2 protein-coding genes (1 of these 2 running past the window's edge) are annotated in these 19,027 nt (G+C 48.0%); both read left to right on the top strand.

Going from position 1 to position 19,027, the window contains the following annotated elements:
- Positions 1-9: 9 nt before the first annotated feature.
- Entirely contained in the window at positions 10-8,223 is an 8,214-nt protein-coding gene (locus KB186_RS12975; RefSeq protein WP_232773765.1) for an SDR family NAD(P)-dependent oxidoreductase, read from the top strand.
- Positions 8,220-19,027: the 5' portion of an SDR family NAD(P)-dependent oxidoreductase gene (locus tag KB186_RS12970; RefSeq protein ID WP_232773764.1), read on the top strand. Its footprint extends 1,150 nt past the window's final position; only the first 10,808 of its 11,958 coding nucleotides appear in the window; its start codon is at positions 8,220-8,222; its stop codon lies off the right edge, out of view. The genes KB186_RS12975 and KB186_RS12970 overlap by 4 nt, the downstream gene beginning before the upstream one ends.

The following is a 19,027-nucleotide window of genomic DNA, read 5'->3' as shown; positions in this document are numbered from 1 at the left end:
GAGTCGAGTATGAAGGTACTTTTTCATTCATTACATGATGTGGAAACCATAGTGAAAGAAGTAATGACCGACTTGTTAAAAGATACGACGAATCCCTTGGATTTCGATAAAAGTTTTGTGGAATTGGGTATCAGCTCGGTATTGTCAGTAGAAATGGTAGAGATGATGAATAGGAAGCTAGGCATTGACTTGGGGATTGAGGTCGTTTTTGATCATGAGAATACCAAGCTGCTAGCCGCGCATATTTTCGAAAAATATCAGCCAGCAAGTCGTACCCAGTCCGATAACGGTTCATCAACGATTGCGAGCAAGATAGGTAAAATCATTGCTCACCTATTGGATACACCTGTGGAAGCCTTGAATTTCGATAAAAGCTTCATCGAGCTCGGCATCCATTCTGTATTAGCGGTCGAATTAATAGAAGCAATCAATGCTGACTTGGGGATCAATCTTGGCGTAGAAGCTATTTTTGATTATACAGAGGTGGGTGAGCTGGCGGAATATATCTCTCTGCAATTTGCAACCGAGATGGCAGCAGACGAGAGCCAAATCCTGCCTACTGTTTTCGCAAACGAAATTCGTCACTCCGATATCGCGATTATCGGTATAGCTGGCAGATTTGCTGGCTCGGATTCGGTTGAAGAGTTTTGGGAGCATCTTGCGTCCGGAGACAGTTGTATTGAGGAAATAACGCGCAGTGGCTGGGAAGCAGATCAATATTACGGCGGTCTTCTCAAGGACATTGATCAATTTGATGCATCCTTTTTCAATATTACCCCTGATGAAGCAAAAAGTATGGACCCTCAACAACGGTTGTTCCTGCAAGAGTCCTATAAAGCTTTTGAAGATAGCGGATACTCGGTTGAACAGTTATCGGGGAGAAAATTAGGTGTATTTGTCGGGGGACGCCAATCAGACTACAAAGAAAAATCCATGTTGGCCGAAGGTGTCTCTTCACAAACGATGCTAGGCAATGAAATGTCGATGCTAGGGGCAAGACTCTCCTATTTTTTCAATCTCAAAGGCCCCAGTCTTGCTGTTGATACAGCTTGTTCCTCTGCTTTGGTAGCCATTCATTTGGCTTGCGACAGTCTTCGCAGGGGAGAAACCGAAATGGCTCTTGCAGGCGGCGTGGCGATTCACAGCTCCCCTGAATTTTTTGTGATGTCCTCCCAAATGGGGGTGGTCTCACCGGATGGAACATGCAACACCTTTGATAATGCTGCAAATGGCATGGTGTTTGGAGAAGGCGTTGGAGCGGTCGTACTGAAACCAGTTGCGAAAGCAGTGGAAGATGGCGACCATATTTATGCAATCATCAAAGGCTCAACGGTGAATCAGACAGGAAAGTCAAACGGGATTACCGCACCCAGCATGCTTGCCCAAAAAGAATTGATTGTGGATGCCTATGAAAAGGCAGGGGTTGATCCGGAGACGATCAGTTATATCGAAACGCATGGGACTGGAACGCAGCTGGGTGACCCTATTGAAGTGAAGGCGTTAATTGAAGCATTTCGTTCTTTTACGGATAAAGCACAGTTTTGCGCGATTGGGTCACATAAGCCCAACATCGGTCATGCCACGATGACATCGGGACTGGCGAGTCTGTTTAAAGTCGTCATGGCGATGAAATATAAAAAGATCGCTCCGACGATCAGCGTCAAAGAAGTCAATAAACATATCAAATTGAGCGGAAGTCCCTTTTTCATCAATACCGAGCTCATGGAATGGAATACCAGTGATGCCACTCCGCGAAGAGCAGGTGTGAGCGCTCTAGGATCGAACGGAACCAATTGTCATCTGATTCTGGAAGAAGCGCCGACGGTACAGCCGCAATCAAGCAATCATCAAGCAGGAGCTTATTACTTGTTCCCGTTTTCAGCGAAGAGCGAGTCAGCTCTCACGCAAAAACTGGATGAAATGTCCCGGTGGTTAGCAAAAGAAGCGGGACGTTTTCACGAACAAGATATTTCCTATACCTTATTCACAGGAAGAAGTCATTTTTCGCACCGTTGCATGTTTATTGCCAAGGACGCAGAGGAATTACGGCAAAAAATCACGGAAGTAAAAGAAACGGGAACAGCTGCTGATTATTTTGTCCAGGATGAAGCGGATTCTGTGCGGCTAGATGCGAGCTTGAAAGAGTTCGGAGAAAAGTTAATGGCTGAAGTAGCAGAGAACCGTTCGCTAACCAACCAGTCAAGGAAAGAAATGCTGTCCACGCTTGCCGATTTATTTGTAAAAGGATACAAACTGGATTGGAGTTCCTTCTATAACAACGGCAAATACACCCGAGTGCCTTTGCCCGCCTATCCTTTTAGAGGGGAACGCTATTGGCTGCCCAAAACAGAGCGACCGGATCGCTTGCCCAATACCCATCCCGAATTGTGGAAGGAGATGGACAAGCTTCTCGCCAAGCTGTTATGGGCGCAAATGCAGTCGATCGGGTGGTTTACTGCCAAGAGTGTGAATGTCGCCGACCTCAAGGCAAAAACAGGCTTCCCTCCGCGTTATGAAAAATGGATGGAAGAAAGTATAGCGATGTTAACTCGTCACGGCTATCTCGATGGCTATGATGGAGAGCAATGCCTGGTGGTCGATCCGACTTTGATCGAGGTAGACGCAGTATGGGAGGAATGGGATCGACGTAAGGTGGCATGGCGAGAAGATGCCAATCTGGAAGTGCGGATAAGATTGCTGGAAGCTACGATGAAATCTCTCCCGCACATTGTTACAGGCAAGCGACTTGCTACAGATGTCATGTTTCCGGGTTCGTCAATGGAATTGGTTCAACATATTTATAAAAATAACCCGGTGGCAGATCACTACAATGAAGTGCTCGCGGAAACAGTCGCAACCTATGTGGAAGAACGGGTGAAAAAAGAACCCTCTGCAAAAATTCGCATCCTAGAGATTGGTGCGGGGACGGGTGGAACGAGCACCTTTGTTTTTGAAAAGCTGAAGCCTTATCAGGAGTTTATCGAAGAATATTGCTATACGGACATCTCCAAAGCATTTTTGATGTTCGCACAAAAGGAATATGGACCGCATGTTCCGTATCTGACCTATCAAATTTTTAATGTGGAAGCGCCTTTTGCGGAGCAAGGAGTACGAGAGGGCTATTACGATCTGGTGATTGCGGCGAATGTGTTGCATGCCACCAAAGATATTCACAGAACCTTGCGCCATACCAAAGCGGTTTTACGAGAAAACGGATTGGTTCTTTTAAATGAGATTAGCAGTAATTCCTTGTTCCTTCATCTGACCTTTGGACTTTTGGAGGGATGGTGGCTGTCTGAAGATACAGATGTACGTATTCCTGGTTCTCCTGCCTTAACCCCGGCATGTTGGCAAACGGTACTGGAAAAGGAAGGATTTCACACGATCTCTTTTCCAGCTCGGGAAGCGCATGATCTGGGACAACAGATCGTCATTGGAAAAAGCGATGGCGTCCTTCACCCTGGTGTTCGTGTCGGAGCGACTGTTTCGCCTATCGCGCGCGAGACTGAACAGCAGGCAAAACCAGAAGGAAAAGTCTCTTCGCAGCCAGCGCCGCAATACATTCCAAGCGAGTCTGTGGTGACCGAGCAGACGGTGACGGATTATGTGAAGGATATGATTATTGAAAAGCTGGTTACCGCATTGGAAGTCGAGGTCGATTCGATCGATGTGGACGAGCCTTTCAGAGATTATGGATTGGATTCGATTCTTGGCGTTCGATTGGTGCAAGAGATCAATCAAGCGTTGGTGATTGAAATTGAGACGACGATTCTTTTTGATTACAGTACGGTAAATCAACTTACAGGTTATATTTTGTCAGAGTACAATGAGGTCATTGCTCGAGCGTTAGGGCAGAAGATCAGTCTATCCGAGCAGAGGGAAGAGTCCGTCTCTGCTATTCAGACCGAGCCATTCATTCAAGCAGCTCCAATGCTTTCAGCGGAAACAGGGAGCATGTCAGAAAAAGCTTCGTACCTCACTGAACCCATTGCCATTATTGGGATGAGCGGTACGTTTGCCTCCGCTGGCAACGCTGACGACTTATGGGAGCACTTGGTGAACGGATCGGATTTACTTACGAAAGTGAGACGCTGGGATTTATCGGCGTACGGCCTGGACGACGCGGAAGGCTATCAATACGGCGGACTTGTTGAAAATATTGATTTGTTTGATCCGCTGTTTTTCAACATATCCGGTCTGGAAGCTGACTATATGGACCCGCAGCAACGCTTCTTTTTGGAGGAATCCTGGAAAGCGTTGGAGGATGCTGGCTATGCGGGTCAAGGGGTGCAAGGAATCCAATGCGGCGTCTACGCAGGATGCGCCAAAGGTGATTACGACCGTCTCGTGGGAGAGAATCCTCCTGCCCAAGCCTTCTGGGGTAATATGGAGTCCATTGTGCCAGCTCGGGTTGCTTATCACCTGGACTTGCAGGGACCTGCCGTCACGATTGATACCGCTTGCTCCAGCTCCTTGGTGGCGATTCATATGGCGTGTCAAGCCTTGCGGACAGGTGAGGTCGACATGGCATTGGCAGGTGGTGTCTTCATTCAATCAACGCCGGGATTCTATTTGTCTGCCAAGCGCGCAGGTATGCTGTCACCGACGGGACGCTGCCATACGTTTGATGAGCGGGCTGATGGTTTTGCAACGGGGGAAGGCGCTGGTGTCGTTGTACTGAAACGTCTGTCGGAAGCGATGGCTTGCGGTGACCATATTTACGGTGTCATTCGAGGCTCGGGTATCAATCAGGATGGGACGACGAATGGGATTACTGCGCCGAGTGCGAAATCTCAGGAGCGCTTGGAACGCAAAGTCTACGATACATTTGACATCAATCCTGAGCAAATTACGATGGTCGAGGCTCATGGAACAGGAACCAAGCTGGGAGATCCGATTGAGTATCAAGCGCTCACTCGCGCTTTTCGGGCCTATACGGATAAAGAAGGATTTTGTGCGATTGGATCGATCAAGACGAATATTGGTCATACACAGATCGCAGCAGGCGTTGCAGGGGTCATCAAAATCCTTTTGTCATTGAAACACAAACAAATCGCACCATCCCTGCATTTTGAAACAGGGAACGCAAACATTACGTTTGATGGCAGCCCGTTTTATGTCAATACAAGCCTGAAGGAATGGTCGGTGGAGCCGCAAGTCAAACGTTGTGCGGCGATCAGTTCCTTTGGAGCCAGCGGTACAAATGCGCATATGGTAATCGAAGAGGCGCCTCAAGTAGAGCGGATTCACGCGAAAAGGCCGGGCTATTTGCTTGTGCTGTCGGCGCGCACTTTTGAGCAGCTACGCCAGCAGGTTGTCCAATTGCTTTCCTTTTGTGAAAAAGCACCGGAGACGGATTGTGGAAATATCAGCTATACGCTGCTAGTAGGAAGAAAGCATTTCCATCACCGCTTTGCTTGCATTGCTCAAAATACAGCCGAGCTTGTCCAGCTTTTGAAAAAGTGGTTGGAAACAGGAAGAGCATCTCAGGTTTTTGTTTCCGAATTAAATGAAAAAGATCATCGTGAACAAACCGCCTTGAAACGTTATGGAAATCAAAGCATCGAGAATCTGCATGTGGCGAGTCAGGCGAGCGAATATTTGGAGCAGCTATCTGTGATCGCGGAATTGTTTGTGCAGGGATATAGATTAGACTATGACAAGCTGTTTGCGAACGATCAGTATTCTCGTATTCCACTTCCTACGTATCCTTTTGCCAAGGAACGGCATTGGGTACTGGAGAGTGAAGCAAAAGCAAATGCAAGGGGAGCGGCAACTATCATCACAGCGTCCGTGATCCATCCCATGCTACATCAGAACACTTCTACTTTCTCCGAGCAACGGTTTAGCTCCACCTTCACGGGAGAAGAGTTTTTCTTGGCAGATCACGTAGTCAAAGGGCAGCGGGTGTTGCCGGGAGTTGCCTATCTGGAGATGGCAAGAAGCGCGATGGAGCACGCAATAGGAGAAAACATCCATGGGGACACGGCGATTAACCTACACAATGTCGTATGGGCTCGTCCAATCGTTGTAGGCGATCAGCCTGTTCGGGTACATACGGGACTCGTACTCGAAGAAGACGGTGAGGTATCCTACCAAATTTATAGCGAAGCAGAGGGCAGTGATGCCGAGATCGTGGTACACAGTCAAGGAAATGCTGTGCTTGCTCCGCGCTCGGAGTTGCCCATGCTTGACTTGCCCGTTTTGCAAGAGCAGTGCGGCGAGCAGGTGATTTCATCCGAGGAATTCTATGAGTTCTTCAGAGCGATTCAAATTGATTATGGACGCGGACATAAAGGAATAGACAAGGTATATGTCGGGCGTGGACAAGTCTTGGCAAAGCTGGTTTTACCGTTATCGGTCACCGGGTCAGAGGAGCAGTTTGTTTTGCATCCAAGTTTGATGGATTCAGCTTTGCAGGCGTCTGTAGAGTTGACGCTCTCTTCCCGCCACGTGATGTCGTCCGACAGTATGGCAAAACGCAAGCCAGTGATGCCTTTTGCCCTGGAGGAGATTGAAATCATCAGCCCGTGCACAACCGAGATGTGGGCATACGTGCGCTACAGTGACGGCAGCCAAGCAGGGGATAAGGTAGAAAAATATGATATAGACCTATGTGACGACAGTGGAGCGATTTGTGTACGGATGAAGGGATTCACATCCCGGGTACTGGAAAGAGAGATCCAAACCGATCCTACAGCAATAAAGGTGCCGGTTGAAACCTCCAGCGAATCGCTGATTGGAACTATGCTGCTCAGCCCTGTTTGGGAAGAGGTTGTAGTGAACCGTGGTTCGGAAACGCCACTTGCAACTGATCGTATTCTGATTGTTTGTGCGGATGACGAGAACCGAAGCCTTGTTCAACAACGCTATCCTCAGGCAGCTGTTATGGAGATTACGCCCGCGGAAAGTATAGATGAATTAGCGATAAAGCTGGAGCAGGTTGGTTCGATTGATCATATCATCTGGATTGCTCCATGGATTGATTTGGAGTACCTGGCAGAAGAGGCCCTGATCATCGAGCAGGAGCGCGGTGTATTTCATGTGTTTCGCTTGCTGAAAGCGCTGCTCAAGCTGGGCTACGATACCAAGGAGCTAGGATGGAGTCTCGTAACCTTCCAGACGCAACCGATTCATCAAAACGATGTGGTCAACCCTATTCATGCCAGTCTTTACGGATTAGTCGGTTCGATGGCAAAAGAATACACCAACTGGCGTATTCGACTTGTTGATCTGGAAGCGGATCGTGCTTGGCCAATGGAGGAGGTTTTCACACTTCCGCCAGATGCCGAGGGGAATGCAACGGTTTATCGCGGAGGGAAATGGTATCGTCAGGAATTGATTCCACTACGTCAACCGCAATGGGAACAGGCCTCTTACAGGCAGGGTGGTGTCTATGTTGTGATTGGAGGTGCTGGCGGTATTGGAGAAGTCTGGAGCGAATACATGATCAGCACGTATCAAGCGCAAATCATCTGGATAGGACGCCGAGAAAAGAATGCAGAGATCCAAGCCAAAGTGGATCGACTTGCCAAGCTCGGACCTGCTCCTGTCTATATTGCGGCGGACGCCACGAATCGCAAGTCCTTGTATTTTGCTTATGAAGAGATCAAAAAGCGATACAAACAAGTGAACGGAGTCATTCACTCCGCAATTGTCCTGCTAGATAAAAGTCTCGCGAATATGGACGAAGAGCGCTTCCGTGCCGGACTTTCGGCCAAGGTAGATGTTAGCGTGCGGATTGCTCAAGTATTTGATCGGGAGCCGTTGGATTTTGTGATGTTCTTCTCATCGATCAATTCATTTACCAAGTCGCCTGGACAAAGCAATTATGCGTCAGGTTGTACGTTTAAAGATATATTCGCGCACCAGCTTTCGTTGCATAGCCTCAGTGCAGTGAAGGTGATGAATTGGGGATACTGGGCGAACGTAGGCATTGTTGCCACCAAAGATTATCAGGAGAGGATGGCACAGGCAGGACTAGGCTCTATTGAACCTCGTGAAGCAATGACGGCTTTGGAAAGCCTGCTTGCTGGACCGATGAATCAAGTCGCGTTGGTGAAAATCACGAAATCACAGGCCATGCTTACGATAAATCCGGATAAATCCATTTACATCTATCCAGAAAAACTGGTATCCCACATCGAACGTGTAAAGAATGATATGCCCAAACTGGAGTTTTCGTCTCAACGCAGACAATCTGAAATGGAGGCTTATAAATGAATACAATGGATAAGCTTCTCAGTGAACTACTCTATGGTCAATTACAGTCAATCGGGCTGTTCACGGTAAAAAACCAGACAATAGCAGAATGCAAAGCCAAATTGCATGACAGGTACGGCAAATGGCTGGAAGAAAGTATAGCCGTTCTCGTGCAACATAAGTATCTTGCGTACGATGGAGAGTCACTCCTCGCAAACGATACCACCCCTATTCATCTCGATTCAGCATGGAAAAAATGGGAACAAGAAAAAACAGCATGGCTCAACGATCCGAATAGTAAAGCTCAGGTGATTCTCGTAGAGGCGACCATGCGCGTACTGCCAGAGATTTTGTTAGGAAAGATTCCAGCTACAGAGATCATGTTCCCGAATTCCTCGATGGAACTGGTGGAAGGGATCTATAAACACAATGAAGTGGCGGACTACTTTAACGAAGTTCTCGCCAATACGATTGTTACCTATGTGAAGCAGCGTTTGGAGCAAGATGCTTCCGCCCGGATTCGAATTTTGGAAATCGGGGCAGGTACAGGTGGAACCAGTGCGATCGTACTGCCAAGGCTAAAACCCTTTCAGAAACATATCGAGGAATATTGTTATACCGATATTTCGCAAGCCTTTTTACTTCACGCCGAAAAAGAATATGGAGCCGAAAATCCATATCTCACATATCGGATTTTTAACGTGGAAAAGCCTGTTGAGGAACAGGGGATCGCTGCGGACTCCTATGATCTGGTGATTGCCACAAACGTATTGCATGCGACGAAAAATATTGGTCAAACCTTGCTACACGCCAAAACAACGTTACAGAAAAATGGCTTGCTGATTCTGAATGAGTTAACGAGCAATACCTTGTTTGCTCACTTGACGTTTGGTTTGCTGGATGGCTGGTGGCGCTATGATGATCCAGAATGGCGTATTCCCGGCTGCCCTCTGTTAACAGTGGAAACATGGCAAAAGGTGTTGAAAAAGGCAGGGTATCGATCTGTTTTCTTGCCAGCAGAAGAGCATCTGGATTTATGCCAGCAGATTATTGTGGCAGAAAGCGATGGGGTGATTCGTCGCAGTAGCCAACCGAGGCAGTCGGCGGGAACAGTTGCGTATTCGCCTGCAAAAAAGCAAGCCTCAAATTTGAAGGCGAAGCCACTCAAAAAACAAGTGCCAGTACGCACAACACCAGCGAAAAAGTCAGGTGGAGTCACGGAGGAATGGCTTCGCGAAAAAAGCACAGCTTATATCAAAAAGTTAATTAGCGAAACGCTCAGAATTCCAACCCAACAGATAAAATCATCGGCACCATTAGAGCAATATGGAATTGATTCGATTCTGGTTGTGCAATTGACCAATTCGCTTCGTAAAGATTTTGCGAATATGAGCAGTACGATATTTTTCGAGTATCAGACGATTGATGCCTTGGTAGAGTATCTCATAGAGACGCAAAAAGAAGCGTTGCTCAAGGTAACAGGAGTAGAAGCACAAGAAGCAATTGACGAAGCTTACCCGAACGAGCTAGAGAATGAGGGTATGACCGACTCTGCTTCAACTGCGTACACCAATCTTCCTGTGAGAAAAACGAGACGCTTTTTATCCGTTCGCGAACAAGCGGGCAAGGAATCCATTACGCATTCATCTGTAGTGCGGGATGTGGCGATCATCGGACTTTCCGGGCGTTATCCCCAGGCGAAAAATGTGGATGAATTCTGGAATCGTTTAAAAGAGGGGAAAAACTGCATTTCTGAAATTCCTAAGGATCGCTGGGATTGGAAGAGCTATTTTGACGAAGAAAAAGGCAAACAGGATTCGATGTATACAAAATGGGGCGGATTTATCGAGGATATGGATAAATTCGATCCCTTATTTTTTCAAATCTCTCCCAAAGAAGCCGAGGAGATGGACCCGCAAGAACGGTTATTTTTACAAGAAGCCTATGCGAGTATTGAAGACGCTGGATATACGCCTGCAACTCTGTGTGAAAGCAGAAAAGTAGGCGTTTTTGTCGGCGTGATGAATGGCAATTATCCGACGGGAGCCACTTATTGGTCGATCGCGAATCGTCTCTCTTATCTATTAAACTTCCAAGGTCCAAGTGTGGCGGTCGATACCGCTTGCTCCGCTTCTCTTACAGCGATTCATTTCGCCTTGGAAAGCTTGTATAGCGGAACAAGCGAGTGTGCAATCGCAGGGGGAGTCAATCTCATTGTCGATCCTGTCCACTATATGAAATTGTCAGCCTTGACGATGCTCTCTCCTTCGAATCAATGCAAGTCCTTCGGCGATCAGGCGGACGGCTTTGTGGATGGAGAGGGTGTGGGCGCAATCGTCTTGAAGCCTTTGGATAAGGCGATTGCCGATGGCGACCATATTTACGGAGTCATCAAAGGAAGCATGATGAATGCCGGTGGGAAAACGAATGGCTATACCGTCCCGAATCCGCAGGCGCAGGCGCAGTTAGTGGCAGATGCCTTGCAACGTGCCAAGGTACATGCAAGAACGGTCAGTTATCTGGAAGCACACGGAACAGGAACGGAGCTGGGTGACCCGATCGAGGTTGCTGGACTTACTCGCGCCTTTGAAAAAGACACCCAGGACAAGCAGTTCTGCACATTGGGATCGGCGAAATCGAATATCGGACATTGTGAGAGTGCGGCAGGGATTGCTGGCGTAACGAAAATATTGTTGCAGCTAAAGCACGGGCAATTAGTGCCATCCTTGCATTCCAGCACGCTCAATCCGAATATTGATTTCAGCAAGACTCCGTTTGTGGTTCAGCAAGAGTTGGCGGAATGGAAACGACCGATTGTTGAGATTAATGGCACAACCAATGAATACCCGCGAATTGCAGGGATTTCCTCGTTTGGTGCAGGAGGAAGCAATGCCCATGTGATTATTGAAGAATATATTCCGGAAGAGCAACAGCGATCCAGCTTGAAAATCACACCCCAGAACCCGGCTATTTTTGTTTTGTCAGCAAAGAATGCGGAAAGGCTGTATGAAAAAGCACAGCAGTTGTTAGCTTTTATCCAGAAACACGGATTAACCGATGCGGACTTAGCCGACATGGCGTACACGCTTCAGGTAGGACGTGTAGCTATGGAAGAGCGTATTGCTGTCATCGCAGGTTCTGTGAAGGAGTTGCAACAAAAACTAACAGCCTATGTAGATGGGCAAGAGCATATTGGTGATTTGTACCGTGGTCAGATAAACCGAAATCAGGAAATGCTGGATATTTTGACGTCCGATGATGAATTGGAAGAAACGATTGCGAGATGGATGGAACGCGGTAAATACAGCAAGCTTCTCGACCTGTGGGTGAAGGGCTTATCGATCGATTGGAACAAGCTTTATCAGGAAGAGCAACCGAGACGTATCAGTTTGCCGACGTATCCTTTTGCCAAGGAATCTTATTGGATCGAAGCCAAGTCTCCTGGTAACAGCAGCGCAGGGGTGGGGGCGATTCATCCTTTCTTGCACCAGAATACATCGGATTTCATGGAGCAGCGGTTTAGTTCCACGTTTACGGGACAGGAGTTTTTCCTGAGTGACCATGTCATCAAGGGTCAACGTATCTTGCCAAGTGCGGCTTATCTGGAGATGGCACGAGCAGCCATACAGGTGGCGGCGGGAGGTCTTGATTCAGAGCAAAAACAGGAAGGACTTCGTTTTAAAAATGTGGTCTGGACGCAACCTTTGGCTGTTGGTTCAGAGCCTGTTCAGGCTCATATCGAACTCTATCCTGAGGCGAATGGTGAAATTGTTTTTGAAATTTACAGTGAGAGCAAGGAAGATCAAAATCAAACGGTAGAGACTGTACACAGTCAAGGGAGTGCCGTGTTGTGCCCCGTTCCAGATATTCCTCCATTCGATCTCAACGCACTGCGGGAACAGTGCAACCTAAACATACTCAGCGCGGAACAATGCTATGAGGTTTTCAAAAAGATGGGAGTCGACTATGGGCTTGCACATCGTGGGATCGAGCAAATTTTGATCGGTCAGGGGCAGGTGTTGGCGAAGCTGTCTCTGCCTTCTTCCGTTGCGAAAACTCAAGGACAATTTGGTCTGCATCCGAGTTTGATCGACGCAGCTCTACAGGCGTCGCTTGGCTTGATGATGGCAACCAGTGATTTTTCGCTCATACTTCCCTTTGCTCTTGAGGAATTGGAGATCGTCGGTGCTTGCTCCGCTTCCATGTGGGCACTCATTCGCTACAGGGAGGGCAGTAAAGCTGGAGATAAAGTGGAGAAGTTTGATATCGACTTGTGCGACGAGAACGGGAATGTCCGGGTGCGGATGAAGGGCTTTTCTACGCGCAAGATCGCAAATGAATCTGTTAAATCAGAAGGAGAAGCGCCAAAAGCTTCCGTTTCTTTTGCAGAGGAGAAGGCCGTAGATTCCACCTCACTGATGGAACAGGCAACCCATTATTTTAAAAAGCTGCTTTCCTCCGTCATCAAATTGCCAGTTGCTAAAATGGAAGCAGACGCCTCGTTGGAAAAATACGGTGTCGACTCCATTGTGGCTATGCAGATGACCAAGGAGTTGGAAAAGCAATTTGGTTCGTTACCCAAAACGCTATTTTTTGAATACCAAACGATAAAAGAGTTAACAGGGTACTTCCTTGAAAACCATCGTGAAAGCCTGATGCGCACACTGGGGATGGGGGAAAATGCGGAAGCCCCTCTCACGCTCGCGCAAGAGCCAGAAGCAACGATTGCGGATGAGAGGACAGTACAGCAGCCAGGGCGTAGGAACAAAAAGCGCAAGTCTCAACGGTTTGCGTCCCTTCGTATGGAAACCCAACGACAAAATGGAGCGTTGGACATTGCCATTATTGGTGTTTCTGGACGCTATCCGCAAGCGTCGAATATACATGATTTTTGGAAAAATCTGCGCGACGGCAAGGATTGTATTACCGAAATCCCAAAAGACCGTTGGGATCACAGTCTCTACTTTGATGAGACGAAGGACAAGATCGGTAAATCGTATTCCAAATGGGGCGGCTTCATAGATGGTGTCGATCAGTTTGATCCGCTGTTCTTCCATATTTCCCCACGGGAAGCAGAGCTGATGGACCCACAGGAGCGGTTATTTTTACAGTGTGTCTATGAAACGATAGAGGATGCAGGGTATACGCGCGAAACGCTGGGCAAGCTCGAAGGCTTGGGGGGGAATGTAGGTGTTTACGTAGGCGTTATGTACGAGGAATACCAGCTCTATGCGTCCGCTGAACAGGCGTTGGGCAGAGCGCTTACGATTGCGGGAAGTCCGGCTTCCATCGCGAACCGCGTCTCCTATTTTTGCAATTTCCACGGTCCGAGCATGGCGGTCGATACGATGTGTTCGTCTTCGTTGACGGGGATTCATTTAGCTTGTCACAGTTTACAGCGCGGCGAATGTGAGGTTGCGATCGCAGGTGGTGTGAATGTTTCTATTCATCCAAACAAATATCTGTATTTGTCGCAGGGCAAGTTCGCCTCCAGCAAAGGACGATGCGAAAGCTTTGGAGAAGGTGGCGACGGATATGTACCTGGCGAAGGAGTCGGAGCCGTATTGCTCAAACCACTGGCAAAAGCAATCGCCGATGGAGACCACATCTATGGCGTGATAAAAGGAAGCGCCATTAATCATGGTGGAAAAACAAACGGCTATACGGTTCCCAATCCTCATTCTCAATCAAGGGTGATTCGCCGAGCTTTTGAAGAAGCAGGCATTCATCCGAGAACAGTCAGCTATATAGAGGCACACGGTACTGGGACTTCATTGGGAGACCCCATTGAAATTGCCGGATTGACGAAGACTTTTCAGGAATACACAAAGGAGAATCAGTTCTGCGCGATTGGTTCGGCCAAGTCAAATATCGGGCATGGTGAGAGTGCGGCAGGGATAGCAGGGTTGACCAAGATATTGCTGCAAATGAAATACAAGAAGCTAGTCCCATCCCTCCATTCCAGCACACTTAACCCAAACATTGATTTCAGCAAGACTCCATTTGTGGTGCAGCAAGAGCTGGCGGAATGGAAGCGTCCCGTGATTGAAATCAACGGGGTAACGAGAGAATATCCAAGGATTGCGGGGATATCCTCTTTTGGCGCGGGAGGAGCAAATGCTCATCTCGTAATCGAAGAATACAGGGAAGAGGAACAACGCCAACCATTCAGCATCTCGGCAAAAAATCCAGCAGTCATCGTATTGTCAGCGAAAAATAAAGACCGTCTTCGGGAGCAGGTGCAACGGTTGTTGTCTGCTATTCGGGAGCAAATGCTGACGGACGCTGATCTAGCAGAGATTGCCTACACGCTCCAAGTAGGACGTGAAGCGATGGAAGAGCGGCTCGCTGTGATCGTCAAGTCGATCTCCGAGCTTGAAGCGAAGCTAACGTTTTATTTGGAAGACGAGGATGACAGACAAGACCTGTTCACGGGTCAGGTAAAGCGGAATAAAGAAACGATGGATGTTTTTGCCGCAGATGAGGATTTACAACAGGCAATCGATACATGGATCACTAAAGGGAAATATGCAAAGATTTTGCAGATGTGGGTACAGGGACTGATTTTTGACTGGAACAAGCTCTACGGGGATACGAAGCCTCGTCGAATCAGCCTACCTGCTTATCCTTTTGCAAGAGAGCGCTATTGGCTGCCAAAGGTGAAGTCACAAGCCATTGGTTATATCGGGGCAGGAGCACTGGGTACCCTTCATCCCATGCTGCATGAAAATACATCTACACTTTCGGAACAACGGCACAGCTCGACGTTTACAGGGCAGGAGTTTTTCCTTAGAGATCATGTCGTGAAGGGGCAAAAGGTATTGCCAGGGGTAGCTTATCTGGAGATGGCACGAGTGGCTGTGGATTTGGCAACAGGTGTCCGATCTGATAACCAGTCGGCGATTCAATTGAAAAATATCGTGTGGGCGAAACCAGTAATAGTGGAAGATGCGCCGATCCAAGTACACACGGGACTATACCCGGAAGAGAATGGTGAAATCGCTTTTGAAATCTACAGCCAGCCAAGAGAAGCCGAGGAGAATCTAGTAGTACATAGCCAGGGAAGAGCAGTACTACGATCAGCTATGGAGGCGCCAGCGCTCGACCTTTCTGCCATTCAAGCACAGTGCACAGAGAGTAGTTACAGCTTTAGCCAATGCTACGAAACATTTCAAGGGATAGGACTGGCATACGGTCCATCACACCAGGGGATTGAGGAGCTGTTTGTCGGGAAAGAACAAGTGCTGGCGAAGCTGGCCTTGCCTTCTTCTGTTACGGATACAGCAGGAAAATTTGTCCTCCATCCGAGTATAATGGACGCCGCATTACAGGCATCGCTTGGTTTCATGATGGGCACTTCCGACCTTCAGCCATCCCTGCCTTTTGCCTTGGAGCAATTGAACATTTACAGTGCTTCTACAACCGCTGTATGGGCGTTGGTTCGCTACAGTGACGGCAATGCAGTTACGCAAAAAGTACAGAAGCTCGACATTGATTTATGTGATGAGCAAGGCAAGGTTTGTGTAAGTATGAAGGGATTCACAACAAGGATGCTCGAAGGTGAAAAAGCTGCCGGAGGTGCAAAAAGCAAAGGTACAGGTGAAGCAGGCAAAATCACAAGTACGCTGATGTTGCAGCCTGCTTGGATCGAAAAAGCCATTCCTAAGGAAGCCAATGCTCCTGAATATGAACAGCATGTGGTGATGCTTTGCGAACCTGGGAAGATTTCTGGAGAAAGCCTTTCATCTCAGATAAACAGTGCAAGAGTCCTCGTGCTGCAATCCGATCAGCAAGGCATAGCGGAAAGATTCCAAGCGTATGCAGTTGAGGCGTTTGAAGAAATAAAAGCCCTTCTTCAAGCAAAACCAAAGGGGAAGGTGCTGATACAGATTGTGGTTCCTCTCCGATCGGAACAACGATTGTTCGCTGGATTAGCTGGTCTTTTGAAAACGGCACAGATCGAAAACCCAAAAGTAATCGGACAATTGATCGAAATCGATTCGACAGAAGATTCAGCGGGATTGGCGGAGAAGCTGAAAGCAAACAGCCTTTGCCCTGCAGATTGCCAGATTCGCTATCAGTTAGAGAAAAGATTTATTGCGGGATGGAGTGAAGCTGCGGCCGCACAGCATAAAGCAAGCATGCCGTGGAAAGACAACGGGATATATTTGATCACGGGCGGAGCAGGTGGCTTGGGACTTATTTTTGCCGAAGAAATGGCGGAGCAAGCCCGTGGCATCACCTTGATTTTGACGGGACGCTCTGCGCTGACTGCACAGAAGCAAGCAAAGCTGCGCAAGCTGGGGGACAACGGGGCAAGAATCGAATATCGCCAAGTGGATGTATCGCAGAAACAGGCCGTAGAGGATTTGATCCAAAGCATTCAAACAGAGTTTGGCGATCTTCACGGGATCATTCACGGGGCGGGTGTGACTCGAGACAGCTTTATCCTGAAGAAAACGAAAGAAGAGGTACAAGCCGTTCTCGCGCCAAAGGTTGCGGGACTCCTTCATTTAGACGAAGCGACAAAGGGACTGAATCTGGATTTCTTTGTGCTCTTTTCTTCAGCGGCTGGAAGCTTGGGCAATATGGGCCAAGCAGATTACGCGACGGCCAACGCCTTTATGGATAACTTCTCCGCTTACCGCAACGAACAGATCCAGCAAGGAGAACGGCAGGGTCAGACCCTCTCCATCAATTGGCCTCTGTGGAAAGAGGGCGGAATGCAGGTAGACGCAGAGACAGAAAAGAGATTGTGGGACGACCTGGGCATGGTGGCTATGCGGACGGCTTCGGGTATCGACTGCTTGTATCGGGGGTTAGCTTCTGGACAAGATCAGTTGATGGTCATGGAAGGTGACCGTGTACGGATGAAGCAAAGGCTGATGGGAGCAACGGAAACCTCCGTGATCTCAACAGCTCATTCGGACAGCTTGCAAAGCGAGGTCCAAGCGTCGTTGCTGAAAATGGTCGCTGATTTGCTCAAGGTTGAGAAAGAGGATATAGAAATCCACGCTGAGCTCAATGAATACGGCTTTGACCAGATAAAGCTAACCGAATTTACAAACAAGCTGAATCAAGCCTATGAGCTTGAACTGACTCCCTCTGTATTGGTTGAGTACCCGACGCTTTTTGCTATCTCGCAACACTTGATGGATGCCTACACTGATCGGTTCATCCGACAGTTCCAACGAGCAAAGAGTGCAAGCACCTCCGCAAAAACGGAGAAAGAACAGCCTGTTTCCATTGGGCAACAAGATGTGCTTCGGGCAAAAGTAAGGGAGTATTTGAAAAAGGAAATTTCTGCTGTAATCAAGCTCCCCGCATATAAAATCGATGAGGATGCTTCATTGGAGAAATACGGAATCGATTCGGTTATGGCGATGCAATTGACCAACCAATTGGAAAAAGCATTCGGATCGCTGTCGAAAACATTACTCTATGAATACCAAAACATAGAGGATTTGACAGACTATCTTTTTGCCCATCACCGGGACAAAATTATTGGAATCATGGGGGCTGGGAAAACCGCAGAGACAGGTGCAGTAGAAAATGTTTCTCATGTACTGCCTGCAGCTGACTCCATAACAGACCATCGCCGTCGTTTCTCACGGTTTGTTACGCATGAGCAGGCAAATAAACAAACAACATCTGAACGCGACATTGCCATTATTGGTGTTTCGGGTCGCTATCCGAAGGCTTCCCATATACAGGAGTTCTGGAACAATTTGCGGGAAGGCAAGGATTGCATTACAGAAATTCCGCAGGAACGCTGGGACCACAGCTTGTATTTTGACGGAGATAAAAACAGCCCAGGAAAAGCATACAGCAAATGGGGCGGCTTCATTGACGGTGTCGATCAATTTGATCCGCTGTTCTTCCATATTTCTCCACGGGAAGCGGAAGTGATGGACCCTCAAGAACGTCTTTTCCTAGAAACCGTGTGGAATCTGCTCGAAGAGGCAGGACACACACGAGAAGTATTACAACGTCAATATGAGAATCGAGTAGGCGTCTATGTAGGTGCAATGTATCAGCCCTATCACGCATTTGATACGGATATGGAAAAGGGTTCGATCATTTCTCTGTCTTCCTATCATTCGATTGCCAACCGGGTCTCTTACTTCTTTAATCTGCAAGGTCCAAGCATGGCGATTGATACAGCGTGTTCTTCATCTGCCATTGCCATTTATCATGCCTGCGAGAGCTTGATGAAGGGAGAAAGCTCGCTCGCAATCGCGGGTGGCGTGAATGTATCGATCCATCCCAAGAAATACCTGGGCTTAAGTCAGGCACAAATGATCGGAAGCCACGCGGACAGCAGAAGCTTTGGCGATGGAGACGGATATTTGCCAGCAGAAGGCGTAGGCGCTGTACTATTAAAGCCGTTAGCCAAAGCGATAGAAGATGGAGATTCCATCTTAGCCGTCATCAAATCAGTCGCTACTAATCATGGCGGACGTACCAATGGGTTTTCCGTGCCTAATCCCAACGCACAAGCCCAATTGATCGAAGAAAATTTTGCTAGAGCGGGTATCGACCCACGAACGATCAGTTATGTGGAAGCCGCCGCAAATGGCTCGCTGCTGGGAGATCCGATTGAGTTGAAGGCGTTAACGAATGCTTTTTCAAAGCAGACGGACGATGTCCAGTTTTGTGCGATTGGTTCGGTGAAATCAAATATCGGTCACGCCGAGGCAGCTTCTGGGATTTCCCAGCTGACCAAGGTGATTTTGCAGCTACAGCATCAGGAGTTGGTTCCCTCTATAAAAGCGGAGCCGTTGAACCCGCATGTCCATTTTGCAGAAACGCCTTTTTATCTGCA

The sequence above is a fragment of the Brevibacillus sp. AF8 genome (assembly GCF_021270385.1).
Classification (GTDB): domain Bacteria; phylum Bacillota; class Bacilli; order Brevibacillales; family Brevibacillaceae; genus Brevibacillus.
Note: the sequence above shows the minus strand (reverse complement) of the source record. Positions and strands in the feature narration are given on the sequence as shown.